We start from the raw sequence: 23,223 nt of genomic DNA on the forward strand, positions 1-23,223 counted from the left end.
GCGCGACCGGGCGCCACTCCCGGTCGCTCAGGCGCCGCCGAGAAGCGGTCAGGTGTACCAAGTGGGTTCGGGGAGCCGGCCGAGCAGCGCGTAGCGCCCGACCTCGACCCGCTTGTACGCCACGGGGTCGTGCAGGCTGTGCGTGCGGAGGTTGCGCCAGTAGATGTCCAGGCCCACCGAACTCGCCGTCGCGCGCGCACCGGTCACCTCGAAGACGCGGGTGCCGATCTCCAGTCCGGTGTCGATGATGCGCTGCTTGGCGGCCGCGATCAGCACGGCGACCCGGCCCCGCTGCTCCTCGGTCAGCGATTCGCGCTCGGCGTGCAGCAGCTCGGAGAGCTCCGCGCCGGCCTTGTCGATCAGCGCCTCGGCCGCCCAGAGCTTGGCCTGCAGATCGCCGAACGCGTCGAGGATGTAGAACTCCTCGGTCGCCGACTCCTTGTTGTCCCCGCCGTAGGGCCAGGGGCGGGTGCGCTGCGCGGTGTACGAGACGCCCGCCTGCAGCGCCGCCTGCGCGATGCCCAGGTAGAAGTTGGCGAACACCAGCTGGATCACCGGCACGTTCAGCGTGTTGTAGGTCAGGGGCCGGAACTCCTTGTCCACGTACCCGGCCGCCGAGGCCCAGGGGACCCGGACGTCGTCGACCACGACGCTGCCCGATTCGGTCAGCCGCTGGCCCAGGTTGTCCCAGTCGTCGCCGTACGAGATGCCGTCCTGCGCGGACGGCACGATCGCGAAGATGTGCTTGCCGGTGCCCTCCAGCACGCCCTCCAGCACCGTCAGGTCGGAGACCTTGCCGCCGGTGGAGAACGACTTCTTCCCGCGGAACACCAGCGTGTCGCCTTCGTCCGCGATGACGAGGTCGTCGTCGCGCGGGTTGACCGCGCCGCCGAAGAAGTAGTCGTTCGCGGTGTACAGCTCCTCCACCGCCGCGATCTGCTCCGGGGTTCCGATCAGGCGGGCCGCCCACGCCCAGAGGTAGTGGTAACCGAGCAGCTGGCCGATCGAACCGTCGCCCTTGGCGACCTCGCGGACCACCCGGTACGCCGTCTCCCAGGTCTGGCCGCCGCCACCGTGTTCGCGGGGGCCGAGGAGGGTCACCAAGCCGGCGTCCTTGAGCAGCCCCACCTCCACGTACGGGGTCCGGTTCGCGCGGTCGCGGTCCAGGGCATCCTCGGCCAGGATGGCGGCGACCTCACTGGCGCGCTCGATCCAGCCCACCGCTGTGGTGGGCCTGGCGTCGTTGAAGGCGCGCTGGGTTTCGTTCGTGGTCATGGTCTCGTCCCCTTCGCTCAACGGGCGTTGCCGACGCCGATCGGGTCGCCGGTCCGGTCCAGTTCTACTTCCAGGTCGCGGACGATCGGCAGCACGTTCTCGCCGAAGTGCGCCACGTCTTCGAGGTAGTGCAGGAAACCGAGCAGGATGAGGTTCGCGCCGCGCTTCTTGTACTCGACGATGCGGTGCGCGATCTGCTCCGGGGTGCCGATCAGGCCGGTGCGGAAGCCGTCGTTGTACTGCACGAGATCGGCGAACTCCGAGTCGGCCCACATGCCCTTGCCGTCCGAAGTGGACCTGCCGGCCTGCCGGACGGCGCGCCGGAAGCCCTCGACGGCGTCGACATCAGCCTTGTCCACGATCTCCCGCAGCACCTCGCGCGCCTGCGCCTCGGTGTCGCGCGCGATCAGGAAGCCGTTGAGGCCGAAGCGCACGGTTCGCCCGTGCTCCGCCGCGACGGCTCGCACGTCGCTGACCTGTTCCGCGAAGCCGTCGAAGTCCTTGCCGTTGCTGAAGTACCAGTCCGACACGCGGCCCGCCACCTGCCGGGCCGCGGTGGAGTTGCCGCCCTGGAAGATCTCCGGGTGCGGGCGTCCGGGCACCTGGTGGGGCTGCGGCCGGAGGCTGAAGTCGTTGATCCGGTAGAAGTCACCGCGGAAGTCGAAGTTCGGCCGCGTCCACAGGCCGCGCAGCACCCGGATGAACTCCTCCGTGCGCCGGTAGCGTTCGTCGTGTTCGAGCCACGGCTCGCCGAGCCCGGTGAACTCGTCCTTGAACCAGCCGCTGACGATGTTCACCGCGAACCGGCCCTGGGAGAGGACGTCGGCCGTGATGCCGAACTTGGCGAGGATCGCCGGGTGCCACAGGCCCGGGTGCGCGGCGACGATCAGCTTCAGGCGTTCGGTGGCCTGCAGCAGTCCGAGGCTGAAGGCCGCCGGGTCGTGCTGCTGGGCGGCGCCGTAGCTGGAGGCGTAGCGGACCTGGCTCAGGGCGTACTCGAATCCGCTGTTCTCGGCCAGCACGGCGAGCTTCTTGTTGTAGTCGAAACCGAAATCGGTGCGCTGTTCGATCTTGCTGGTGACGAGGCCGCCGCTGACGTTGGGCACCCAGTAGGCGAACTTCAGCGGTTCGGCCGGAACGGCGTCGGACATTCTCATCTCCTGTCGCGCACGACGCGACAGCGCACGCAGACGTGCGCCGTCGGGGCACGAGGTCGCAATTCACCTCGTGCGAAAAGGGGGAATCGGCGGGGAATTCCGCCGTTGCGGAGAAGGGAGGAGATCAGAAGTCGCGACAGGCCTGCGCGCCGACGCGAACCAGGTCGACGTGGCGGCGCTTCGTGAGCCTGTCTGCGAAGAACACGCATTCATGCCACCAAAAACGGGCACCCGTGTCAACGGACGCACCATGCTTCCCACCTGACGGACGCACCTGATCCAGAGTCCTCTTCGGACAACAAAAAGGGCCGTGAGTGCTTCGTGCCGCTATAGCAGCACAAAGCACTCACGGCCCCGATTCGCCAGGTGGCGAGCGCCGCGCGTCAGGAGGTGGCGGCGGGCTCCCTCGAGGTGTCGGCGAACGGGATGCTCGCCGGGACGGCTTCCGCCGCGCCCGCCGGGTGCCGCCACAGCCCCTTGCGCTCCAGGATCGGCAGCACGCCTTCGCCGAACCAGTACGCCTCCTCCAGGTGCGGGTGGCCGGAGAGCACGAACTCGTCGATGCCGAGCGCGTGGTACTCCTCGATCCGCTCGGCAACCTCCGCGTGGCTGCCGACCAGCGCCGTCCCCGCGCCGCCGCGCACCAGGCCGACACCGGCCCACAGGTTCGGGTAGATCTCCAGGTCCGCGGTCGAGCCGCCGTGCAGGTCCAGCATCCGCCGCTGGCCCTCGGACTCGCTGCGCGCCAGCCCCTCCTGCACCCGCGAGATGGTCGCCGGGTCGAGCGCGTCCAGCAGCCGCTGCGCCTCCGCCCACGCCTGCTCGCTGGTGTCGCGGCTGATCACGTGCAACCGGATGCCGAAGCGCGGGGCGCGGCCCCGCTCGGCGGCGAGGCCGCGGATCCACTGGATCTTCTCCGCGACCTTCTGCGGCGGCTCGCCCCAGGTCAGGTACACGTCGGTGTGGTTGGCCGCGACGACGCCGGCCGCGGGCGAGGAACCGCCGAAGTACAGCTCCGGCACCGGGTCCGGCGTTCGCGCCAGCTCGGCGCCCTCGACCCGGATGTGGGTGCCGTCGAAGTCGACCCGCTCGCCCCGCCACAACGCCCGCACGACGTGCAGGAACTCGTCGCACCGCGCGTAGCGGGCGTCCTTGTCCAGGAAGTCGCCGTAGGCGCGCTGCTCGGCGCTTTCGCCGCCAGTGACCACGTTGAGCAGCAGCCGCTGCCCGGAGTGCCGCTGGAACGTCGCGGCCATCTGGGCGGCCAGCGTCGGCGACAGCAGGCCCGGTCGGAACGCGACCAGGAACTTCAGCCGCTCGGTGACCTCCGCCAGCATCGCCGTCGACAGCCACGCGTCCTCGCACCACGCACCGGTCGGCGTCAGCGCGCCCTCGAAGCCGAGCTGCTCCGCGCTGCGCGCGATCTGGCCGAGGTAGGCCAGCGTCGCCGGGCGCGCTCCCGCCGCCGTGTTGGTGGTCGCCACCCCGTGGCCACCGCCGACGAGGTACCGGCTGTCGCCGTAGGTGGGCAGGAACCAGTGGAACGTCAAAGACATGCGCAACTCCAGGGAAGGCCGGTGATCGGAACCGACCACGGACGTCCATCGTGGACAGATGCGGCCGGGGACCGGCCGCGGCGAGCGGAAGTCAGGTCAGCGAGGACACGCCTGCGCCGCCACGCGGTGGAAATCCACGTGCCGCCGCCTGGTGAACCACGTCGCGACCATCACGCGGCAATGGCAGCAGAGGGCCCCTGGGGTGTCAACCGATCTCACCTGCCGGACCGACGCGCGATCTCCTTGACACCGGTTCGACCGCGTCCTTAGCGTCGGCGCGTGCTCCGACCGGTACTGCTGACCAACCGCCACCACGTGGACCTGCTGCGGGTGGCCTCGGCGGCGTGTTCGGCGTCCTGATCCGCCCGAACCCGGAAGCACCGCCCCCAGGAGGCAGCAGCATGACCGCGGGTACGCACGTCGATGCGCCCGGAGCCCGTCAGGTGTCGGAGAAGGACGTCCGCACGGTGATCGTGTCCAGCCTGATGGGCACCACCGTGGAGTGGTACGACTTCTTCCTCTACAGCACGGCCGCCGGCCTGGTCTTCGACAAGCTCTTCTTCCCCACCGACAACCCCACCGTGTCGACCGTGCTGGCGTTCGCCACGTTCTTCGTCGGCTTCGTCGCCCGCCCGCTCGGCGGTGTCCTCTTCGGACACATCGGCGACCGGATCGGGCGCAAGCGGACCCTGGTGACCACGATGGTCCTGATGGGCCTGGCCACGGCCGCGATGGGCGCGCTGCCCACGTACGCCGAGATCGGCCTGCTCGCGCCGATCCTGCTGGTGCTGCTGCGCGTGGTACAGGGCCTGGCGATCGGCGGCGAGTGGGCGGGCGCGGTGCTGATGGCGGTCGAGTACGCGCCGCCGGGCAAGCAGGCCCGCTACGGGGCCTGGCCGCAGGTCGGCCTCGCGCTGGGGCTCGGACTGGGCACCGGGTTGTTCGCCCTGCTCGGCAACCTGCTGGACGACGAGCAGTTCCTGGGCTACGGCTGGCGGATCGCGTTCGGGCTGAGCATCGTGCTCGTCGTCATCGGGCTGGTGATCCGGTTGAAGGTCGCCGAGACGCCCGCCTTCGAGGAGGTCCGGGCGGCCCGGGACACCTCCAGCGCGCCCTTCCTGGACCTCTTCCGCGACCGCACGGCGCGGCGCAACACGCTGCTCGGCCTGCTCTCCCGCTGGTCCGAGGGCGCGGCTTTCAACACCTGGGCGGTGTTCTTCCTCGCCTACGCGACGTCGACGCTCAAGCTCCCGCGCACCGACGTGCTGGTCGCGGTCATGCTGGCGGCGATCACGCTGGCCGCGCTGCTGCCGGTGTTCGGCCGCCTCGCCGACCGGTGGACGCCGCGCCGGACCTACGCCTTCGGCGCGGCGCTGTTCGCGCTGTCGGTCTACCCCGCGTTCCTGGCCTTCCAGACGCGCGACCCGGTGCTGATCGGCCTGGTGATCGCCCTGGTGCTGGGTGTCGTCCACGCGGTCCTCTACGCGCCCCAGGGAACGCTGTACGCGCAGCTGGCCCCGGTCCGGCTCCGCTACACCGGGATGTCGTTCGTGTACCAGTTCTCCGGCATCTACGCGTCGGGCCTGACGCCGCTGATCGTCACCGCGCTGCTGGCCGCCGGCGGCGGTTCGCCGTGGTGGGCCTGCGCCTACCTGGCGTCCACCGGTGCCATCGGTGCCGCCGCCACCCTGGCCCTGCGCCCGCGCGACCTGTACTTCGGCCGCTCCGGGTCGTGAGCGCGAAGGCCGGCGAGAACCGGCTTTCGCGCTCACGACCACCGGTCACGCCGGGCCGGGCGATCCGGTCGTCCAGGCGAACACCGGGAGGCTGTCGTTGATGACGTGGTCGCCCACCGCGCGGGCCTTGTAGACCAGCGGGTTGTGCACGGTGAGCGTCCGCGCGTTGCGCCAGTGCCGGTCGAGCAGCTTTTCCTGGCTCACGACCGACGATCCGCCCACGTCGAAGACCTCGGTCACCGCGCGCAGCACCAGGTCCGCGATGACGACCTGGGCCTTGGAGACGTCGACCTCCGCAGCGACGACCTCCGCCCGCGAGCCCTGCAGCGCGCGGCGCACCGAACCGACCGCGGCCTCCAACGTCGCCTGCGCGGCGAACGCGGCGCTGTGGATCTTCCCGACGACCTGCTGGACCAGCGGATCGTCCTTGGGCAGCGGCGCGCTCGCGTGGCTGTAGGAGCGACGGCGGTCGCGCACGAACTCGGCCGCGTCGCGAGCGGCGCTCCGCGCGACTCCCACCAGCGCGGCGAGCAGCACCAGTTGCGCCAGCGCGGTGTGCACGCCCGGGTCGCGGTCCCAGACCGTCACGTGCGCCGGGTCGACCTCGACATCGGTGAACTCCACGGTGCCCGACGCCGTGGTCCGCTGCCCGAAGCCGTTCCAGTCGTCGCGCTGGACCAGGCCCGCCGCCCCGGCGGGCACCCGCGCCACGACGAGCTCGCCCGGCGCCCGCTCGGCCCGGACGGTGATCCAGTCCGCCAGCAGGCTCCCCGTGGAGTAGAACTTGGTGCCGTTGAGCAGCAGGCGGCCATCCCGCTCGGACAGCGTCGTGTTCGACCGCCCCACCTGGTGCGACTCCCGTTCGCTGATCGCGTTGCCGAACAGGACTCCCCCGGCCACCGCCCGAAGCCACTCGTCCCGCACCGCCGCGGGCGGCTGCCGCAGCTGCTCCTCGACGAACAGGAAGTGCGGTCGCAGCAGCTGCGGCAGGTTGGAATCCGCCTCGCCCAGCTCGGCGAGCAGCCGGAACAGGTCGTCCAGGCCCGCCCCGGATCCGCCGGACTCCACCGGGACGCGCACCGCGCCGAGCCCGGCCTCCCGCAGCCAGCCGACCTCCTCGAACGGCAGCCGGCGCCGCCGTTCGCGCTCCACCGCGCCCGCCGCGATCCGGTCGAAGACCGGCCGGAACCGCGCCGCCAGCGCCTCGTAGTCGTGCACCGTCACCCTCCCGTTCCCGTCAGACGATTCCGTTGCGCGGCGGGCGGATCCCGTTCAGCGCGTGGTTCCCGAGGTGCTGGACCTTCCAGCGTCGCGGGTCGTGCAGCGTGTGGGTGCGGGCGTTGCGCCAGTGCCGGTCCAGGTTGCGACCGGTGCGCGCCGCCCGGGCGCCGATCAGCGAGAAGATCTCGCTGGACACCGACACGGCCGCCTCGTCCGCCTGCGCGCGTACGGCGGCCACCGCCACGGAAGCCTCGGCGGCCAGCTCGTCGGCGTCCGCCGCGCCCGCGTCCAGCGCATGCCGCGCGGCGTCGAGCGCGTCGCCGGCTTCGCCCAGCAACGCGCCGGCCGCCCGGACCCGCAGCGCGAGCTCGCCGAACCGCTGCACCACCAGTGGTTCCTCCGCGGTGCGCTCGACGTCCGCCTCCCACCACGGGCGGCTCAGCTCGCGCACCGCGGCCCCGCCGTCGCGCAGGGCCGCATCGGCGATGCCGACGTCGATCGCAGCGTGCAGGTACTGGCCGAACGCCCCGAAGATCTCGGCCTTCTCGAAGGTCCGGTGGTGCGGCACGACCCGGTCCGCCGGCACCAGGACGTCCTCCAGCAGCACCGTTCCGCTGGCCGTCGTGCGCTGCCCGATGCCGTCCCAGTCGTCCACCACCGTCAGGCCGTCGGCACCGGCCGGCACGAACGCGGCGTTGATCAGCCCGTCCTCGTCGACGGCGAACACCGGGATCCAGTGCGCGAACAACGCGCCGGTGGTGTAGTTCTTGGTGCCGCTGATGCGGAAATCACCGGTCGGCTGCTTGATCAGCTTGGTCTCGAAGGCGTGCGCGTTCTTGGCGCCGGCCTCGGCGAGCGCGTTGCCGAACCGCTTGCCCGCCAGCACTTCCCGGTAGAAGAAGTCCAGCTGCTCCGGCGTTCCGTTGTGCGCGAGCACCCCGAGGAAGAAGAAGTGGTTCTGCGGGATCTGGCCGATGCTGGAATCTCCCGCCGCCAGCAGCCGGAACACCGCGCCCAGCGTCCGGTTCGAGACCTCCGCGCCGCCGTGCGCCTTCGGCACCGTGATCCCCAGCAGGCCGCTCTCGGAGAGCTCGTCGAGCTCGTCGGCGGGCAGGATCCGCTGCGCGTCGCGCCGCGAAGCGCCGGCGGCGAACCGCTCGCCCAGCCGGGCGGCGACGGCCAGCGCTTCGGCGTCGCCGGAGATGATGTCGACCATGAAAACCTCGATTCGCGGGGGGAGAACCACCGGCCAGGGCCCGTGACCCGGGCCGCCGGTGCGACCGCAGGCACGGCCCTCGATGGCCGATGCGGGTCGCTCTGCCGCGGACACTACCGGGCGATGCGGATCGTTCAACCGCGTTTCAAATCCTGGTCGGTCCGAACGAAACCGGCGCGAAACAATAGCGAGATCGGTCCATTGTGGTCGTCCGAATGCGCCTAGCGGCCCGGCCGCGGATCGGTAGGATCCGGATCATGCACAGCACTGGTCGGCTGCTCGCCGTGAGCGACTTGCACGTGGCGTTCCCCGACAACCGGACGATCGTGGCGGAACTCCGGCCGGAATCCCCGGACGACTGGCTGATCGTGGCCGGCGACGTCGGCGAGTTCGCCGCCGACATCGAGTGGGCGCTGCGGCTGCTCGGCGAGCGCTTCGCCACCGTGATCTGGGTGCCGGGCAACCACGACCTGTGGACCCACCCAAAGGACCCGCTGCAGCTGCGCGGCGAGCAGCGGTACCGGCACCTCGTCGAGCTGTGCCGCGGCCTGGGCGTGCTGACCCCGGAGGACCCGTACCCGGTGTGGACCGGCGACGGCGGCCCGGTGCGGATCGTGCCGATGTTCCTGCTCTACGACTACTCGTTCCGGCCGTCCGGGGCGAAGAACAAGGCCGAGGGGCTCGAACAGGCCCGCGCCAAGGGCGTCGTGTGCAGCGACGAGTACCTGCTGCACCCGGATCCGCACCCGAGCCTGGACGCCTGGTGCCGGGCGCGGGTCGCGGAGACCGAGCGCCGGCTGGCCGAGCTGGACGACGGGCTGCCCACCGTCCTGGTCAACCACTACCCGCTGGTGCGGGAGCCGACGGACGTGCTGCACTACCCCGAGTTCGCGCAGTGGTGCGGCACCGAGCTCACCGCGGACTGGCACCGCCGCCACCGCGCATCGTGCGTCGTCTACGGGCACCTGCACATCCCGCGGATCACCCGGCACGACGACGTGCCGTTCCACGAGGTCTCCATCGGCTACCCCCGGGAATGGCGCCGCCACGGCCACCCGCACGGCCTGCTCCGCCAGGTGCTCCCGGCGGGGGCCCCGGCTTGATCGGCGAGATCCTCCCGGGAGAGGCCCGGTTCGCCGAGGCCTTCGACGATCGCGTCGACGTCGAGCTGTTCCCCGAGGAAGAGGCCGTCATCAGCCGCGCGGTCGCCAAGCGCCGCACCGAGTTCGCCACGGTCCGGCGCTGCGCGCGCGAGGCGCTCGCCGCGCTGGGGCATCCGCCGAGCCCGATCATCCCGGGTGAGCGCGGCGCGCCGGGTTGGCCCGGCGGCGTGGTCGGCAGCATGACCCACTGCGCCGGATACCGGGCGGCCGTGGTCGCGCGCGCCACGGACCTCGCCTCGGTCGGCGTCGACGCGGAGCCCGACGCGCCGCTGCCGGACGGCGTTCTCGAAGCCATCGCCCGCCCGGAGGAGCTGGACCACCTGCGGGGCTTGCCGCCGGGGCCGAACTGGGACAGGTTGCTGTTCAGCGCCAAGGAATCCGTGTACAAGACGTGGTTCCCGCTGACCCGGGCCTGGCTCGACTTCGCGGAGGCGTCCATCGAGCTGCACCTGGACGACGGCACCTTCCGCGCCCGGCTGCTCGCCGAAAGCCCGGGCCCGCCGCTGCGGGAGTTCCACGGGCGCTGGCTGGCCGCCGGCGGCCTGGTCGTCACCGCGATCGCCCACGCCGGGTGAGCGGCGGGAACCGGTAATCAACTCGTTCGGTGGATCGAGGCGCCACGTCGCCGGAACCAGAATGCGCAGCATGGAGTCCTACGACGTGGTCATCGTCGGCGCCGGATTCGCCGGGCTGACCGCCGCTCGCGAGCTGTCGCGGCGCGGCCGCTCGGTGGCGGTGCTCGAAGCGCGCGACCGCATCGGCGGTCGCACCTGGACCGATGAGCGGCTCGGCCGCCGCCTGGAGATGGGCGGTACCTGGGTGCACTGGCTGCAGCCGCACACGTGGAGCGAGATCACCCGCTACGGCCAGGCCGTCGAGCAAAGCCCGAGCTCGGAGGAGGTGTACTGGATCGCCGACGGCACGGTGCACCGGGGCAGTCCCGCGGAGTTCGACGCGCTGATCGAGCCCGGCATGGACCGGCTCGCCGCGGACAGCCGCACCTGGTTCCCGCTCCCCTACGAGCCGCTGCTGCGCGAGGACCTGGACCGCATCGACCACCGGTCGGTCGCCGACTACTTCGGCGGGCTCGACCTCCCGCCCGCCGAGCGCGAGGTGAACACCGGCGTCTGGGCGGAGCACTTCAACGGCCCTGCCGCGGTTTCCGGGCTCAGCCAGGCCATGCGGTGGTGCGCGGCGGCGTCGGGCGACTGGCGGCTGCTGCACGAGGCGACCTCGGGATACCGGCTCGTCGAGGGCACCGCCTCGCTGGCGGCGGCGATGGCGGCCGACAGCGATGCCGAGGTCCGGCTCGGCACGGTCGTCACCGCCATCGCCCAGGACGACGGCGGCGCGACGATCACCACGGCCGGCGGCACCCGCCTCGCGGCCCGGCAGGTGATCTGCACGCTGCCGCTGAACGTGCTTGCCAACATCGACTTCCGGCCCGCGCTCCCGGCGGCCAAGCTGGCGGCGAGCGCCGAGCGCACCGCGTCGCAGGGGCTGAAGACCTGGATCCGGGTGCGCGGCGAGGTCCCGCCGTTCACCGGCTACGCGCCGGACGACCACGACCTCACCTTCGTCCGCCCGGAGTACGCGGTCGACGGCGACACCGTCCTCGTCGCCTTCGGCACCCGCGCCCACGACCTCGATCCCACCGACAAGGCGGGCGTCGCCCGCGCGCTCGCCGCGTGGCGGCCGGACCTGGAGGTCGTCGACGTCGCCGGGCACAACTGGATGACCGACGAGTTCTCCCGGGAAACCTGGCCCATGCAGCGCCCGGGCCAGCTCACGAAGTACCTGGCCGCCTTGCAACGGCCGCACGGCGCGGTCCACTTCGCCAGCTCCGACCTCGCCACCGGCTGGGCGGGCTTCATCGACGGCGCGGTGGAATCCGGCCTCCGGGCCGCCCGGGAGGTCACCACCGCGCTGCGCGGTTCCTGAGCCACCGATCAGCTCCGCGGCAGCGGGATGTGCGCGCTCTGGCGGCCCTGCGGGCCGTTCTCGACGAAGTCGGCGGCGAAGCGCATGCCCTCCTGGTACGCCTCGACCCGCGCACGGCCGATCTCGGCCTCGATCTGCTCGGGATGCAGTTCGTCGGCCAGTGAACGCACCTCGGCGAGCCGCCGGCTGGTCTCGTCGTCCATACCAGTACCGCCCTTCCTCGTCGGGTCCTCCTGATCCTCTCGGCTTCCGGCGAGTTCTGCACGATCGAGTGGCGGCCGGCGCCCGGATAGGCCGCGCACTATGGCCACCGTCACTACCCCGGCGGCGAACTCGGCAGTAACCGCGATGATCATCCGTCGTTGATCACGGTAGTGCAGGCGCGATCAACGTCGATCGCCCCGAATCCGGCGTTGGCGAGCTTTGCACGTGGAGGGGAACTTCATGAGCGCAGCGGAAGTCGAGCTTGTGGAGCAGGTGGTGGACACGGCGCGCTACCCGCTGTCGGACCCGGCGAGCGCCGCTTGGCGGGAAGCCGTCCACCGGGCCCGGCACGACCTGCGGGAAGACGGCTGCAGCGTGCTGCCCGATTTCATCCGCCGGTCGCGGCAGGAGGAGCTGCGGCGGGAAGGCGCGAAGATCGCGCCGCTGGCGCACTACGACGTCGAGGTCGTCAACGCCTACAACATCGACACGAACACCGAGCTGCCGGCGGACCACCCGGCCCGCACCACGATGACGCGCGGCAACGCGTTCGTGGCCCGCGACCAGATCCCGCCGCACTCGATCATCCACCGGCTCTACACCAGCTCGCTGTTCAAGCGCTTCATCGCCGAGTGCGTCGAGCTGCCCGCCGTCCACGAGCTGGCCGATCCGCTGGCCGGGCTCTGCCTCAACGTGGTGCGGCCCGGCATGGACCACCCGTGGCACTTCGACACCAACGAGTTCGCTGTCAGCATGCTCACCCAGGAGCCGGAGGCCGGCGGGATCTTCGAGTACTGCGCGAACATCCGGTCCGCCCGCTCGGAGAACTTCGCCGACGTCCGGGCGGTGCTGGCCGGCGACGGCGAGCGGCTGATCCGGCGGCTGGCGCTGCGCCCCGGCGATCTCCAGCTGTTCAAGGGCCGCTTCTCGCTGCACCGCGTGACCACCGTGCAGGGCCGCGAGCAGCGCCATTCCGCCATCTTCGCCTACAGCGAGCGGCCCGGCGTGATCGGCAGCGTCGCCCGGACCAAGCAGATCTTCGGCCGGGTCCTGCCAGAACACCTGGCCGCCGAGGGCCGCGCGGTGCGGGGCGATCGGCTGCTGGACTGACGAGTCGACCGGTCGAGCCAGGAGGAGCACCGTCCGTGCAGTTCGATGCCACCGGCAAGGTTTCGCTCGAGCAGATCTACACCCGACCCGATCCGCGCGCCTACTTCACCACCCTGCGCGAACTCGACTACTGCATCCCGCAGCTGGCCAAGCCCTACTTCCTGAAGCTGATCCAGGAGTACCGCGAGGCGACCGGCGTCGAGGTGCCGACCGTCCTGGACCTCGGCTGCTCCTACGGCGTCAACGCCGCCCTGCTGCGGTGCGACGCGACCATCGACGAGCTCTACGAGCACTACGGCGACGCCGATGCCCGCGAAGCCGACCGGGACCGGCTGCTGGCCCGCGACCGGGCCTGGGTGCGCTCGCGCGGTCAGCTCGCCCGCACCCGGTTCGTCGGCTTGGACAGCTCGCAACCGGCGCTTTCGTACGCGCTCGCGGCCGGGTTCATCGACCACGCGGTGCACGCCGACCTGGAGAACCACGACCCCACCGCCGCGCAACGCGAGCTGCTGGCCGAGGTGGACCTGGTCATCTCCACGGGGTGCATCGGATACGTCGGCGAACGCACCCTCGGCCGGATCGCCGAGGCGGGAAGGCGGCCGTGGATGGCGCATTTCGTGCTGCGCATGTTCCCCTTCGACCCGATCGCGCGCCGACTGGCAGACTCGGGTTACGAAACCGTGCCGATGCCCGGCGTCTTCAAGCAGCGCCGGTTCATCTCCGAGCAGGAGCAGTCGTTGGTCCTGGAAACGCTCTCGACCGCCGGGGTCGAGCCGCGGGGCATGGAGGCCGACGGCTGGTTCTACGCCGAGCTCCACCTCTCCCAGCCGCGAGAACACCGCGCGATCCAGCGAAGTCGAGGATGACATTGAACAGCAGTGAGACGTGGTCGACCAGCACCTTCGGCAACGAGGACCGGCTGCCCCGGGTGCCGCTGCCGACCCTGGCGGAAAGCTGCGAGCGGTTCGTCGAGTGGTGCGCGCCGCTGCTCGGCGCGGACGAGCTGGCCGCCACCGAGGCGGCGGTGCGGGCGTTCCAGAGCCCCGGCAGCCCGGCCCACGCCCTGCAGGCGGCGCTCGAACGCTACGACGCCGAGGAAGGCGTGCGCAGCTGGCTCGACACCTTCTGGCCGTACCGGTACCTGGGCCGCCGCGACCGGATCGCGCTGAACGCCAACTTCTTCTTCCTGTTCCGCGAATCGGCGCAGGAGCAGGTCGAGCGGGCGGCCGGCCTCATCGCCGCGGCGGTCGACTACAAGCAGCTGCTCGACGCGGAGGCGATCCCGCCGGTCGTCCAACGTGGACAGCCGCATTCGATGGAGCAGCAGAAGTTCCTGTTCTCCACCACCCGGATCCCCGGCGCGGTGCAGGACTCGGTGCGCGCGCCGTACTCCGCGGAGTGGCCCGGGCCCTCCGATGCCCGCCACATCGCGGTGTTCTACCGCGGCAACCTGTTCCGCATGCAGGTGCTGAGCCCGGAGGGCCGGCCGCACACGCCGGAGGATCTCGCGGCGGGCCTGCAGGCGATCATGAAGGCCGGTGCGACGCGAGCGGCGACGGACACCTCCGTCGGGCACCTCACCACCAAGGCACGAGCGGAGTGGGCCGCCAGCCGGGAAGCGCTGCTGGCCGCCGATGCGGGCAACGCCGCGGCGCTGGACGAGATCGAGACCGCGCTGTTCTGCCTGTGCCTCGAGGACTTCACGCCCGAGAACACGCTGGACGCCTGCGACCACCTGCTGCACGGCGACAGCGGCAGCCGGTGGTTCGACAAGGCCGTGTCGCTGATCGTCTTCGCCGACGGCACCGCCGGCATCAACGTGGAGCACTGCGGCCTGGACGGCACCACGATCCTCAACTTCGTCGACACGTTGCTCCAGCACGAACCGGAAGCGGGGCGGGCGGCACAGGGCCTTCCCGCCGTGGATCCGATCGAGTTCGTGCTCGACGCCGACCTGCGCGCCGATGTCCGCTCCGCGGCCACCGCGTTCGCGGAGTACGCGGACAACACCGCGACCACCACGCTGTCGTTCGAGGACTTCGGGGCGAACCGGGCCAAGCAGCTGGGCATGTCGCCGGACGGGTTCGTGCAGATGGCGTACCAGCTGGCCCACAAGCGCTCCAAGGGCCTGACCGGCGCCACCTACGAGTCCATCGCCACCCGCCATTTCCAGAACGGGCGCACCGAGGCCATGCGCGTCGTCACGCCCGAGGTCCTGCGGTTCGTCGCGACGATGGACGATCCCGGTGCGGACGCGGAGTCGCGCCGAGCGGCGTTCCGCGCCGCCGCGGAGAAGCACGTGGTGCGGGCGAAGGAGTGCCAGGCGGGGCAGGCGCCCGAGCAGCACCTGTGGGAGCTGCAGCTCATCCAGCGGCGGCGGGGCGCGGAGCTGGGCGCGACCGAGCCGCTGGACCTGTACGAGACACCGGGCTGGCTGAAGATGCGCGACGACTACCTGAGCACGAGCTCGGCGCCGTCGACGAACATCCAGTACTTCGGTTTCGGTTCGACCAGCAGCCAGTGCATCGGCGTCGCGTACGTGCTGCTCCCGGATCGCTTCAACCTCTACCTGAGCACGCCGGAACCGGTGGCGGACGAGATGTACTCCTTCGCCGAGCACCTGACCCGCGCGGTCCGCGAGCTCCAGGACCTCCTCGCCTAGGCGAGCATTCCGGGCAGGACCAGGAAGGCGCAGGTGACGACCGGACCGACCAGGACCATCGAGAATCCCCAGCGGAAGAAGAACTTCCGCATCGCCGCGCGGATCCGCTCCGGGCCCGAGGCCACCACGGTGGCGCCGATGGTGGACATCGGATTGATGTCCACCAGGGACGACGACAGCGCCAGCGCGCAGATCACCCCGGCCGCCGGCACCCCGCCGGCGGCCACCAGCGGCAGCGCGAGCGGGATGATGATCGCCAGCAGCGCGGTCGTGGAGCCGAACGCCGAGATCAGCCCGCCGCACAGGCAGAGGATGAACGCCGCCAGCAGCGGGCTGGGGATCGCCGCGCCGACCTCGGCGACGAGCTGGACGGCGCCCATGCCGTCCAGCACGCCGACGTAGGTGGCGATGCCGCCGACGAGCAGGATCGTGGACCAGTCGATCTCCTTGACCGCCTGCGCCGTCTCCTTGGTGAAGCACAGCGACAGGACGACGCCCAGCCCCAGCGCGACCGCGCCGACGTTCACCTCGAGGCCGGCGGCCGTCAGCACGACCACGAGCACGACCAGCAGCGCCAGCATCACGATCGTCAGGCGCTGGAACACCGACAGCCGGGCCGCGGTGCCGGTCCTGGTCAGCAGCGCCGTTTCCCCCGCGCCACCACCGGAACCCGGCGCGGCGCCGGGCTGCTCATCGGGTGTCGCCTCGGCCACGAGCGCGCGCCGGAACAGGACGGATCCCGCGGCGAAGAGCACCACGTTGATCCCGATCGCCGCGCCGAACAGCAGCAGCGGATTCACCTCGATCCCGCTGCGCCCGGCGATGCTCGTCGTGATGAGGCCGAACAGGCTGATCGGCGCGAACGACCCGGCCGAGCCGCCGGTGGCCATCGCCAGGCCCATCACCACCGGGCTCAGCCCGTTGCGGCCGGCAAACGACAGCCCGATCGGGATGAGCACGACCGCCGCCAGCGGCGATCCGAAGCTGGCGACCGCGAGGGAGAGCGCGAAGAACAGCGCGGGCAGCAGCGCGACCCGGTTGCCGGTCGCGCGGACCAGCCTGTCGATCATCCAGTCGAGGGCACCGTTGCTGCGCGCGATGCCGAACAGGTAGGTGACGCCGAGCAGCAGGAGCATGATGTCGACGGGGAAACCGCTGAGCACGTCGTCCAGCGACGCGCCGCCCAGGGTCGTGCCGACGCCGAGCGCCGCGGCCAGGGCGAGGACTCCCATGTGGACCGGTCGCACGGTCGCGACCAGGAACGCCACCGCCAATACGAGCAAAGCCAGCACCTGCGACGCCATTTCGCTCCCCGTCGAGCCCGGACCGCATCGTGGTCCACCTGACTGCATTGTGGTCCACGGCACCGTAGGGTCGTGCTCCCGGACGCGTCAAGGTGCGATGCCGGAATTCGTTGGCGCGGCGGCGATCCGCTACGGCAGCGGGGCGACCGCCGACGAGAGCCCTTGGGAGATGCGGAAAGCCGTGTCGCGGACCTGCCGGCCGACGGTCGCGTAGCGGTTGCGCGTGAGCCGCACCTTGGGCGCGGACACCGACAGCGAGCCGACCGCACCCGCGCCGGGCGGGCAGATGGCGGCGCCGATGGCCACGATGCCGGGCTGGTGCTCCTCCTCGTTCACGGCGTAGCCCTGCCCGCGGATGGTCGCCAGCTGGGCCAGCAGCGCATCGGGGTCGACGATCGTGCGATCGGTGAGCCTGGACAGGTACTTCGCCAGGTAGTCGGCGACGTCGTCGTCGGGCATCGCGGCCAGCACGGCCTTGCCGTTGGACGTGGCGTGCAACGGCGAGCGGAGGCCCAGCGAGTAGAACGTGCGCAGCTGGTGGGCGCTGTCGAGGCGCTCGATGAGCACCACCTCGTTGCCGTCCGGCACCATCAGGTGCACCGTTTCGCCGGTGGCCGCCTGGAGTTCGCTGAGCAGCGGCAACGCCACCGACCGCAGATCCCGGTCGTTGGCGGCCTGACTGCCCACCGAGAACGCGCGGCCGGTGATCGTCCAGCGGCGCAGCTCGTGCCCGGCGGGTTTGATCCACCCAGCCTCGTGCAACGTGGTCAGGCAGCGCTGGACGGTGGTCTTCGGCAACCCCAACCGCTGGGTCAGGTCGCTGAGCCCGGCGGGCTGGTTCTCGGCCACCGCTTCCAGGACGCGGAGGGCGTTCTTGACGCTCTGCATGGACATGATCCACCTCTTGACGCGATGTGCGGCGCATCGTAGCGTCCAAATCCGTTCGGTCCATTTTACGGATCGATGGACCACATCGTGGACCGAAGAACCGGAGGTCGCCCCATGACGCACGCGCCGCTGACCGGGATCCGGGTGATCGACCTGACGCGCGTGCTCGCCGGTCCGATGTGCACCGCCCTGCTGGCCGACCTCGGCGCCGAGGTGATCAAGGTGGAGCCGGTGCCGCACGGCGACGGCGCCCGCGCGTTCGGCCCGTTCGACGGAGACCGGAGCCAGTACTTCGCCGCGGTCAACCGGAACAAGCGCTCCCTCGCGCTGGACCTGCGCAGCCCGGAGGGCCAGGACGTCCTGGCCCGGCTGGTCGCCGATGCGGACGTGCTGGTGGAGAACTTCCGGCCGGGCGTGCTCGCGAAGCTCGGCCTGGATCCCGCGCGGCTGCGCGCGGAGCACCCGCGACTGGTGATCGCCAGCATCAGCGGCTACGGGCCGACCGGACCGGAACGGGAAACGCCCGGGCTCGACCAGATCGCGCAGGGCATGTCGGGCCTGATGTCGGTGACCGGCGCCGGTGCGGAGACCCCGATGCGCGTCGGGGTGCCGATCATCGACACGATCACCGGGATCGTGGCGGCCCTCTCGGTCGCGGCGGCGGTCGCCGGGCGGGAACGCACCGGGGACGGCGCCCACGTGCAGACCTCGCTGCTGGAATCGGCGCTGGCGGCGCTGACCTTCCACGCGCAGGGCTACCTCAGCACCGGCGAGGTCCCGCAACCGCAGGGCAACGACCACCCGGTGATCAGCCCGTACGGGATGTTCGCCACCGCCGATTCCCCCATCAACATCGCCGCCGGTTCGCCACGCCAGTGGGAGGCGCTCTGCGCCGCGCTCGGCGACCCGGCCCTGGCCGAGCGCCCGGAGTACGCCGACGGCGCGAGCCGCGTCGAGCATCGCGCCGCGCTGCGGGCCGATCTCGAACGACTGCTCCGCGCCGAGGGTTCGGCGCACTGGGTGGCGGCGCTGCGCGAAGCCGGTATCCCCTGCGGGCCCGTGCACCGGATGGATCAGGTCTTCGCCAATCCACAGGTGCAGGCGCTCGGTATGGTGCAGCAGGTCATGTCGGCGGCCGGAGCCTCGATGCCGTTGCTGCGGGCGCCGATCTGGATCGACGACCAGCCCGCCGCGGTGCACTCCCCGCCGCCGGAGTTCGGCGAGCACTCCGCGGCGGTCCTGGCCCAGCTGTTCAACGAAGACGAGATCGAGGATCTGGACCGCCGCGGCATCACTCACCTGCCGACGACCACGGGAGCGACGAAGCGATGAACGACCTCACGCCGGGCCGATTAGACCTGCACATCGCCGAGCACATCGCCTGGATCACCATCGACAACCCGGGCAGGCGCAACGCCATGAGCGCGAGCATGTGGCGGCAGGTCCCCGACCTGCTGACCAAGGTCGCCGACGATCCCGCCGTCCGGGTCGTCGTGCTCACCGGCGCGGGCGACGCGTTCTCCGCCGGCGCGAACATCAATGAACTGGACGAGATCGAGGGCGGCCGAGAGGAGAGCGTGACGGTGACAGCCGAGCGGGCGCTGCTCACCTGCCCGCTACCGACGATCGCGCTGATCAACGGGCTCTGCATCGGCGGCGGCTGCCAGCTCGCCGCCGCCTGCGACATCCGCATCACCGACACCGGCGCCACCTTCGGCATCACCCCGGCCAAGCTCGGCATCGTCTACCCCGCCTCCAGCATCGCCCGGCTCACCGAGCTCGTCGGGCCGGCGAACGCGAAACTGCTGCTGTTCTCCGCGGACTTCTTCGACGCCGCACGCGCGCTCCAGATGCGACTGGTCGACGAGGTCACCGACGACGCCCGCGGCCGCGCGATCGCCCTCGCGACGAGCATCGCCGGGCGCTCCCAGCTGACGGTCCGGGCATCCAAGCAGCTCATCGACATGGCCAGCCGAGGCGAGTCGCTCGACGAACGCCGCCAGCACTGGCAGGACCTGTCCGCTGAAAGCGGCGAGAGCACCGAAGGGATCAGCGCCTTCCTCCAGCGCCGCCCGCCGGAGTTCCCGTACCGCGGCTGACCACAGTGGACACCAGCCGTTCCCGGACGGCGCGGGCGGGATCGCCGATGCGGCGACCTGTAGGCTTCCCGCAGGTCGCCGCACGCGAAGGGAACGCACGATGCCCGTTGGTACGAACGCCGAGACAACCTCCGCACTGGTCGAATCCGCCCGCCGCGATTACCGCGAACTGGTGGACGCCGGCCTGTCGTTCGACCTGACCCGCGGCAAGCCCTCGCCCGAGCAGCTCGACCTGGCGGCCGGCCTGCAGGAGCTGCCCGGCGCCGGCCGGCACACCGCCGCGGACGGCACCGACTGCCGGAACTACGGTGGCCTGCAGGGCCTGCCGGAGATGCGGGCGCTGTTCGCGGGCTTCCTCCAGGTGCCGGTGGAGCAGCTGCTGGCCGCGGGCAACTCCAGCCTGGAGCTGATGCACGACTGCCTGGTGCACGCGCTGCTGAGCGTCCTGCCGGGCGCCGAGTCGCGCTGGGCCGACCAGGAGCGCATCGCCTTCCTGTGCCCGGTTCCCGGCTACGACCGGCATTTCTCCCTCTGCGCGCGCTTCGGCATCGAGATGATCCCGGTCGCGATGACCGCCGACGGGCCCGACATGTCCGAAGTGGAGCGGCTGGTCGCCGAGGACCCCTCGATCAAGGGCATCTGGTGCGTGCCGAAGTACAGCAACCCGGACGGCACCTGCTACTCGGACGAGACGGTGCGGCGGCTGGCCGGGATGCGCACCGCCGCCCCGGACTTCCGGATCTTCTGGGACAACGCCTACGCGGTGCACCACCTCACCGACGAGCGGGTGGAGATCGCCGACCTGCTGTCGGCCTGCGCCGAGGCCGGGAACCCGGACCGGGCCTTCGTCTTCGGTTCGACCTCCAAGATCACCTGGGCCGGGGCCGGTGTCGCGTTCTTCGGCTCCTCGCCGGCCAACCGCGACTGGCTGCTGGCCAACAACTCGAAGCGCTCGATCGGCCCGGACAAGGTCAACCAGCTCCGGCACGTGCTGTTCCTCAAGGATGCCGACGGGGTGCGCGCCCACATGGACCGCCACCGCGCGCTGCTGCAGCCCAAGTTCGAGGCGGTGCTGCGCATCTTCGACGAGGAGCTCGGCGGCACCGGCCTGGCCGAGTGGACGTCCCCGAAGGGCGGGTACTTCATCTCGCTGCGGGTGCCCGACGGCTGCGCCAAGGAGGTCGTGCGCCTGGCGGGCGAGGCCGGGATCGCGCTGACCCCGGCCGGTGCCACCCACCCGCACGGCGTCGACCCGGACGACGCGGTCATCCGGATCGCCCCCAGCTACCCCGGGCGACAGGAGCTGGAGCAGGCGATCCGCGGCCTCACCACCTGCGTCCGCCTCGCCGGGTACGAGCAGCGCCTGGCCGGCTAACGACCGGTGACCGCGGCGAACGCCTTCCGCAGCGTCGCGGGATCCGCGCTTCCTGGTGCGCGCCAGGCGATGAAACCGTCTGGCCGCACCAGCAAGGCGCCGTCGTGGTCGACGTTCACCGAGGACACCCAATCCTCGTCGAGCTGCAAGGCCTTCAGCCCGATCTCGCGCGCCGCCTCGACCCAGTGGCCGCCTCCGGGACCTGTCAGCACCGCGAAGCGGGATTCGATCAGGTCCAAGGTGGACACGCTCGTCCCGTCCACCCAGCGGTGCGGCAGCCGCGAGCCGGGCGCGCCGTCGAGGCTCGCGGCGACGTCCTCTGTGGACGGCACGTCGACCACCGGGTCGATCACCGCCGAGGAGTCGTACCGGTAGGCCATGGTCACCACCGGCGCGTGCCACATCCCGACCGCGGCACGCTCCGCGGCCGCCGCCGGGTCCCAGTGCAGGCGCGGCTGTTCCCAGCGCAGCAGCGCCTGGCGGGTCACCAGCTCGGCGACCGCGTGCCGTTCCTCGTGGTAGCTGTCCAGCAACCGGTCGCCCGCCTGCCCGGCCAGCACCATGCCCAGCTTCCACGCGAGGTTGTGCGCGTCCGCCAGCCCGGTGTTCAGCCCCAGGGCCCCGAGCGGCGAGATCGCGCGCGCCGCGTCGCCGACCAGGAAAGCGCGGCCGGACCGGAATTCATCCGCCATCCGCACGGTCGCCCGCCACGGCAACGCGTTGACGATCTCCACCGGCACGTCCGCGCCGAGCGCGGTGCGCACCGCCGCGGCGCACCGTTGCGCGGAGAGGTCGCCGACCGAGTCCAGGCCGACGTGCAGCACCCAGCGCTTCTCGCCGACGGACAGCAGCATTCCCGGGGCGTCCGGATGGCTGATCTGGGCCATGACCGGCATCGAACCGAAGTGGCCCACCAGGTCGGCGTTGAACAGGATGTTCACGGTGGTGTCACCGATTTCGCCCGGGCCCGTGGCGGTGATCCCCAGCGCGTCGCGCACCGAGCTGTTCACGCCGTCCGCGCCCACCAGGTAGTCGGCCCGGATCACGCGCCCATCCGAAAGCGTCGCCGACACCCCGTCGGCGTCCTGCTCGACTCCGGTCACGGCCACGCCGAATTCGACGGTCGCCCCGAGTTCCCGGGCCGCCGGGAGGAGCGCGCCGTCGATCCGGTCCTGCGGGTAGTGCCCGTTCGGCATTTCCGGCGAGATATCGGAGGCCAACGGCGACTGCGAGGGGTGCGGTGCCTGGCCGCGGTCGATCTCGGCGACCGTGCGCGCGTCAGCCTTCCACATCTGCGTCGACCGGACGGCGACCTCGTCGATCGCTTCGCGCAGCCCGGCCTCGCGGAAGAACTCCAGCGTGCGCGGGCTGATCCCGAGCGCGCGGGGGTGGTTGGACGGCGCGCCACGGCGCTCGACGACCAGCGACGGAACGCCGTGGTGGCCGAGGAACAGCGCAGTGGCCAGGCCGACGGTGCCGCCGCCGGCGATGAGGACCGGAACCCTGGACATGAGAGCCTCCTTGAGTTGGGAACACTGTGCCCACTTGGGGAACACTGTACCCAACGCGTACACTGTGCCCATGCCCGCTCGATCACAGCCCCCGGCCCTGGTCTGGATGCGCGACCGGGAGCGCGGCAGCCGTCCGGCGCTCAGCGAGGAGAAGATCGTCCGCACGGCGATCCGGATCGCCGACGCCGAAGGCATCGACGCGCTGTCCATGCGGCGGATCGCGGCCGAGATGGGCTCCGGCACCACCTCGCTGTACCGCCACATCACCAACAAGGACGAGCTGCTCGAGCTGATGATCGACGCGGTGCACGGCGAGATGCCGCTGCCGGAAGGGCACGGCGAGGACTGGCTCGCCGAGCTGGCCGCCTGCGCCCGGACCGTCCGCGCCGGGCTGCTGGAGCACCCTTGGCTGGCACAACAGGCTGCCCGGCGCCCTGCGCTCGGCCCGAACGTGATCAGGCGGGGCGATCACACGCTCGGCGTGGTGGGCCGGGCGACCGACGACGCGACGCAGGCGGGCATGGTCGTCGACGCCGTCAGCACCTTCGTGCTCGGCTCGGTGGCCGCGGAGCTGGCCGAGCTGGAGACGCGGCGCACGACGGGCATGACCGTCGACGAATGGCGGAACGCGGTCGGCGTCTACGTGCGGCAGGTGGTCGAGTCCGGCGAGTTCCCCCACTTCAACCGCGGAATCCTGGAGTCCGGCGACCCCGATCCCGACGCCCGCTTCGAGTTCGGCCTCGGCTGCCTGCTCGCCGGCATCGCCGCCGCGCTCGGCCGCCCGTGACCTGCGAACTCCCGCCCT

21 protein-coding genes are annotated in these 23,223 nt (G+C 71.4%); 12 read left to right on the forward strand and 9 right to left on the reverse strand.

Annotated features, from left to right (window positions below):
* Positions 1–48: 48 nt before the first annotated feature.
* From AB0H93_RS00310 to AB0H93_RS00320, 3 genes are all read right to left on the reverse strand, one after another.
* Positions 49–1,275: an acyl-CoA dehydrogenase family protein gene (locus tag AB0H93_RS00310; RefSeq protein ID WP_358565029.1), complete on the reverse strand. Its 1,227-nt coding sequence runs from the start codon at positions 1,273–1,275 to the stop codon at positions 49–51.
* A gap of 17 nt (positions 1,276–1,292) precedes the next feature.
* Positions 1,293–2,426: a dimethylsulfone monooxygenase SfnG gene (gene sfnG, locus AB0H93_RS00315; protein ID WP_358565032.1), complete on the reverse strand. Its 1,134-nt coding sequence runs from the start codon at positions 2,424–2,426 to the stop codon at positions 1,293–1,295.
* A 389-nt stretch (positions 2,427–2,815) separates the two neighbouring features.
* A complete protein-coding gene (locus AB0H93_RS00320) occupies positions 2,816–3,988 on the reverse strand; it encodes an LLM class flavin-dependent oxidoreductase (RefSeq protein ID WP_358565034.1) in 1,173 nt (390 codons plus the stop codon).
* A gap of 279 nt (positions 3,989–4,267) precedes the next feature.
* Between AB0H93_RS00320 and AB0H93_RS00325 the strand changes: the two genes are divergently transcribed.
* Both AB0H93_RS00325 and AB0H93_RS00330 read left to right on the forward strand, forming a co-directional pair.
* Positions 4,268–4,348 (forward strand): putative leader peptide, encoded by an 81-nt coding sequence (locus AB0H93_RS00325; protein ID WP_358566847.1) that lies wholly within the window; start codon positions 4,268–4,270, stop codon positions 4,346–4,348.
* 41 nt (positions 4,349–4,389) lie between these two features.
* Positions 4,390–5,724, forward strand: a complete 1,335-nt coding sequence (locus AB0H93_RS00330) for an MFS transporter (protein WP_358565037.1) — start codon at positions 4,390–4,392, stop codon at positions 5,722–5,724.
* Between the two features lie 45 nt (positions 5,725–5,769).
* Here AB0H93_RS00330 and AB0H93_RS00335 read toward each other — a convergent pair whose 3' ends face one another.
* A complete protein-coding gene (locus AB0H93_RS00335) occupies positions 5,770–6,948 on the reverse strand; it encodes an acyl-CoA dehydrogenase family protein (protein ID WP_358565040.1) in 1,179 nt (392 codons plus the stop codon).
* Between the two features lie 13 nt (positions 6,949–6,961).
* Positions 6,962–8,161, reverse strand: a complete 1,200-nt coding sequence (locus tag AB0H93_RS00340; RefSeq protein WP_358565043.1) for an SfnB family sulfur acquisition oxidoreductase — start codon at positions 8,159–8,161, stop codon at positions 6,962–6,964.
* A 257-nt stretch (positions 8,162–8,418) separates the two neighbouring features.
* Here AB0H93_RS00340 and AB0H93_RS00345 point away from each other — a divergent pair, with 257 nt between their 5' ends.
* From AB0H93_RS00345 to AB0H93_RS00355, 3 genes are all read left to right on the forward strand, one after another.
* Complete coding sequence (locus tag AB0H93_RS00345; protein ID WP_358565046.1) at positions 8,419–9,264, forward strand: metallophosphoesterase; 846 nt, start codon at positions 8,419–8,421, stop codon at positions 9,262–9,264.
* Positions 9,261–9,899, forward strand: a complete 639-nt coding sequence (locus tag AB0H93_RS00350; protein ID WP_358565049.1) for a 4'-phosphopantetheinyl transferase superfamily protein — start codon at positions 9,261–9,263, stop codon at positions 9,897–9,899. Before AB0H93_RS00345 ends, AB0H93_RS00350 begins: the two co-directional genes overlap by 4 nt.
* A 70-nt stretch (positions 9,900–9,969) precedes the next feature.
* Positions 9,970–11,265, forward strand: coding sequence for an NAD(P)/FAD-dependent oxidoreductase (locus tag AB0H93_RS00355; protein ID WP_358565052.1), 1,296 nt, complete (start codon positions 9,970–9,972; stop codon positions 11,263–11,265).
* 8 nt (positions 11,266–11,273) lie between these two features.
* Here the strand turns inward: AB0H93_RS00355 and AB0H93_RS00360 are convergent, their stop codons facing one another.
* Positions 11,274–11,468 carry a hypothetical protein gene (locus tag AB0H93_RS00360; RefSeq protein WP_132480220.1) on the reverse strand — a complete coding sequence of 65 codons (195 nt, stop codon included), beginning with the start codon at positions 11,466–11,468 and terminating at the stop codon, positions 11,274–11,276.
* Between the two features lie 241 nt (positions 11,469–11,709).
* On the opposite strand from AB0H93_RS00360, the gene AB0H93_RS00365 reads away from it, so the two are divergent.
* From AB0H93_RS00365 to AB0H93_RS00375, 3 genes are read left to right on the forward strand one after another with little or no spacing between them, the layout of a single operon-like run.
* Complete coding sequence (locus AB0H93_RS00365) at positions 11,710–12,579, forward strand: arpA protein (protein ID WP_358565055.1); 870 nt, start codon at positions 11,710–11,712, stop codon at positions 12,577–12,579.
* Positions 12,580–12,614: 35 nt separating this feature from the next.
* Positions 12,615–13,445, forward strand: coding sequence for a class I SAM-dependent methyltransferase (locus tag AB0H93_RS00370; RefSeq protein ID WP_358565058.1), 831 nt, complete (start codon positions 12,615–12,617; stop codon positions 13,443–13,445).
* Positions 13,442–15,241 (forward strand): choline/carnitine O-acyltransferase, encoded by a 1,800-nt coding sequence (locus AB0H93_RS00375; RefSeq protein WP_358565060.1) that lies wholly within the window; start codon positions 13,442–13,444, stop codon positions 15,239–15,241. The genes AB0H93_RS00370 and AB0H93_RS00375 overlap by 4 nt, the downstream gene beginning before the upstream one ends.
* Here the strand turns inward: AB0H93_RS00375 and AB0H93_RS00380 are convergent.
* A complete protein-coding gene (locus AB0H93_RS00380) occupies positions 15,238–16,545 on the reverse strand; it encodes an SLC13 family permease (protein WP_358565063.1) in 1,308 nt (435 codons plus the stop codon). The genes AB0H93_RS00375 and AB0H93_RS00380 overlap by 4 nt on opposite strands.
* Before the next feature lie 129 nt (positions 16,546–16,674).
* The gene (locus tag AB0H93_RS00385; protein ID WP_358565066.1) at positions 16,675–17,439 is read right to left on the reverse strand and encodes an IclR family transcriptional regulator; all 765 of its coding nucleotides are present in this window, start codon (positions 17,437–17,439) and stop codon (positions 16,675–16,677) included.
* A gap of 108 nt (positions 17,440–17,547) precedes the next feature.
* Between AB0H93_RS00385 and AB0H93_RS00390 the strand changes: the two genes are divergently transcribed.
* From AB0H93_RS00390 to AB0H93_RS00400, 3 genes are all read left to right on the forward strand, one after another.
* Positions 17,548–18,765 carry a CoA transferase gene (locus AB0H93_RS00390; RefSeq protein WP_358565069.1) on the forward strand — a complete coding sequence of 406 codons (1,218 nt, stop codon included), beginning with the start codon at positions 17,548–17,550 and terminating at the stop codon, positions 18,763–18,765.
* Entirely contained in the window at positions 18,762–19,532 is a 771-nt protein-coding gene (locus tag AB0H93_RS00395) for an enoyl-CoA hydratase-related protein (protein ID WP_358565072.1), read from the forward strand. The genes AB0H93_RS00390 and AB0H93_RS00395 overlap by 4 nt, the downstream gene beginning before the upstream one ends.
* A gap of 100 nt (positions 19,533–19,632) precedes the next feature.
* A complete protein-coding gene (locus tag AB0H93_RS00400; RefSeq protein ID WP_358565075.1) occupies positions 19,633–20,907 on the forward strand; it encodes an aminotransferase class I/II-fold pyridoxal phosphate-dependent enzyme in 1,275 nt (424 codons plus the stop codon).
* Here AB0H93_RS00400 and AB0H93_RS00405 read toward each other — a convergent pair.
* Positions 20,904–22,418 (reverse strand): FAD-dependent monooxygenase, encoded by a 1,515-nt coding sequence (locus tag AB0H93_RS00405; protein ID WP_358565078.1) that lies wholly within the window; start codon positions 22,416–22,418, stop codon positions 20,904–20,906. The two genes, AB0H93_RS00400 and AB0H93_RS00405, sit on opposite strands and share 4 nt — an antisense overlap.
* 70 nt (positions 22,419–22,488) lie before the next feature.
* On the opposite strand from AB0H93_RS00405, the gene AB0H93_RS00410 reads away from it, so the two are divergent.
* Positions 22,489–23,205, forward strand: coding sequence for a TetR/AcrR family transcriptional regulator (locus AB0H93_RS00410; protein WP_358565081.1), 717 nt, complete (start codon positions 22,489–22,491; stop codon positions 23,203–23,205).
* Positions 23,206–23,223: the final 18 nt, after the last annotated feature.

The sequence above is a fragment of the Saccharopolyspora sp. NPDC050642 genome, assembly GCF_040654735.1.
Lineage (GTDB): Bacteria > Actinomycetota > Actinomycetes > Mycobacteriales > Pseudonocardiaceae > Saccharopolyspora > Saccharopolyspora elongata.

What these genes read in the sequence shown, in the direction of transcription:
- AB0H93_RS00400 (WP_358565075.1), top strand. Translation starts at nt 19,633, where the DNA reads ATGCCCGTTGGTACGAACGCCGAGACAACCTCCGCACTGGTCGAATCC.
- AB0H93_RS00330 (WP_358565037.1), top strand. Translation starts at nt 4,390, where the DNA reads ATGACCGCGGGTACGCACGTCGATGCGCCCGGAGCCCGTCAGGTGTCG.
- AB0H93_RS00385 (WP_358565066.1), bottom strand. Translation starts at nt 17,439, where the DNA reads ATGTCCATGCAGAGCGTCAAGAACGCCCTCCGCGTCCTGGAAGCGGTG.
- AB0H93_RS00345 (WP_358565046.1), top strand. Translation starts at nt 8,419, where the DNA reads ATGCACAGCACTGGTCGGCTGCTCGCCGTGAGCGACTTGCACGTGGCG.
- AB0H93_RS00380 (WP_358565063.1), bottom strand. Translation starts at nt 16,545, where the DNA reads ATGGCGTCGCAGGTGCTGGCTTTGCTCGTATTGGCGGTGGCGTTCCTG.
- AB0H93_RS00310 (WP_358565029.1), bottom strand. Translation starts at nt 1,275, where the DNA reads ATGACCACGAACGAAACCCAGCGCGCCTTCAACGACGCCAGGCCCACC.
- AB0H93_RS00365 (WP_358565055.1), top strand. Translation starts at nt 11,710, where the DNA reads ATGAGCGCAGCGGAAGTCGAGCTTGTGGAGCAGGTGGTGGACACGGCG.
- AB0H93_RS00410 (WP_358565081.1), top strand. Translation starts at nt 22,489, where the DNA reads ATGCCCGCTCGATCACAGCCCCCGGCCCTGGTCTGGATGCGCGACCGG.
- AB0H93_RS00355 (WP_358565052.1), top strand. Translation starts at nt 9,970, where the DNA reads ATGGAGTCCTACGACGTGGTCATCGTCGGCGCCGGATTCGCCGGGCTG.
- AB0H93_RS00340 (WP_358565043.1), bottom strand. Translation starts at nt 8,161, where the DNA reads ATGGTCGACATCATCTCCGGCGACGCCGAAGCGCTGGCCGTCGCCGCC.
- AB0H93_RS00375 (WP_358565060.1), top strand. Translation starts at nt 13,442, where the DNA reads ATGACATTGAACAGCAGTGAGACGTGGTCGACCAGCACCTTCGGCAAC.
- AB0H93_RS00395 (WP_358565072.1), top strand. Translation starts at nt 18,762, where the DNA reads ATGAACGACCTCACGCCGGGCCGATTAGACCTGCACATCGCCGAGCAC.
- AB0H93_RS00320 (WP_358565034.1), bottom strand. Translation starts at nt 3,988, where the DNA reads ATGTCTTTGACGTTCCACTGGTTCCTGCCCACCTACGGCGACAGCCGG.
- sfnG (WP_358565032.1), bottom strand. Translation starts at nt 2,426, where the DNA reads ATGTCCGACGCCGTTCCGGCCGAACCGCTGAAGTTCGCCTACTGGGTG.
- AB0H93_RS00390 (WP_358565069.1), top strand. Translation starts at nt 17,548, where the DNA reads ATGACGCACGCGCCGCTGACCGGGATCCGGGTGATCGACCTGACGCGC.
- AB0H93_RS00360 (WP_132480220.1), bottom strand. Translation starts at nt 11,468, where the DNA reads ATGGACGACGAGACCAGCCGGCGGCTCGCCGAGGTGCGTTCACTGGCC.
- AB0H93_RS00405 (WP_358565078.1), bottom strand. Translation starts at nt 22,418, where the DNA reads ATGTCCAGGGTTCCGGTCCTCATCGCCGGCGGCGGCACCGTCGGCCTG.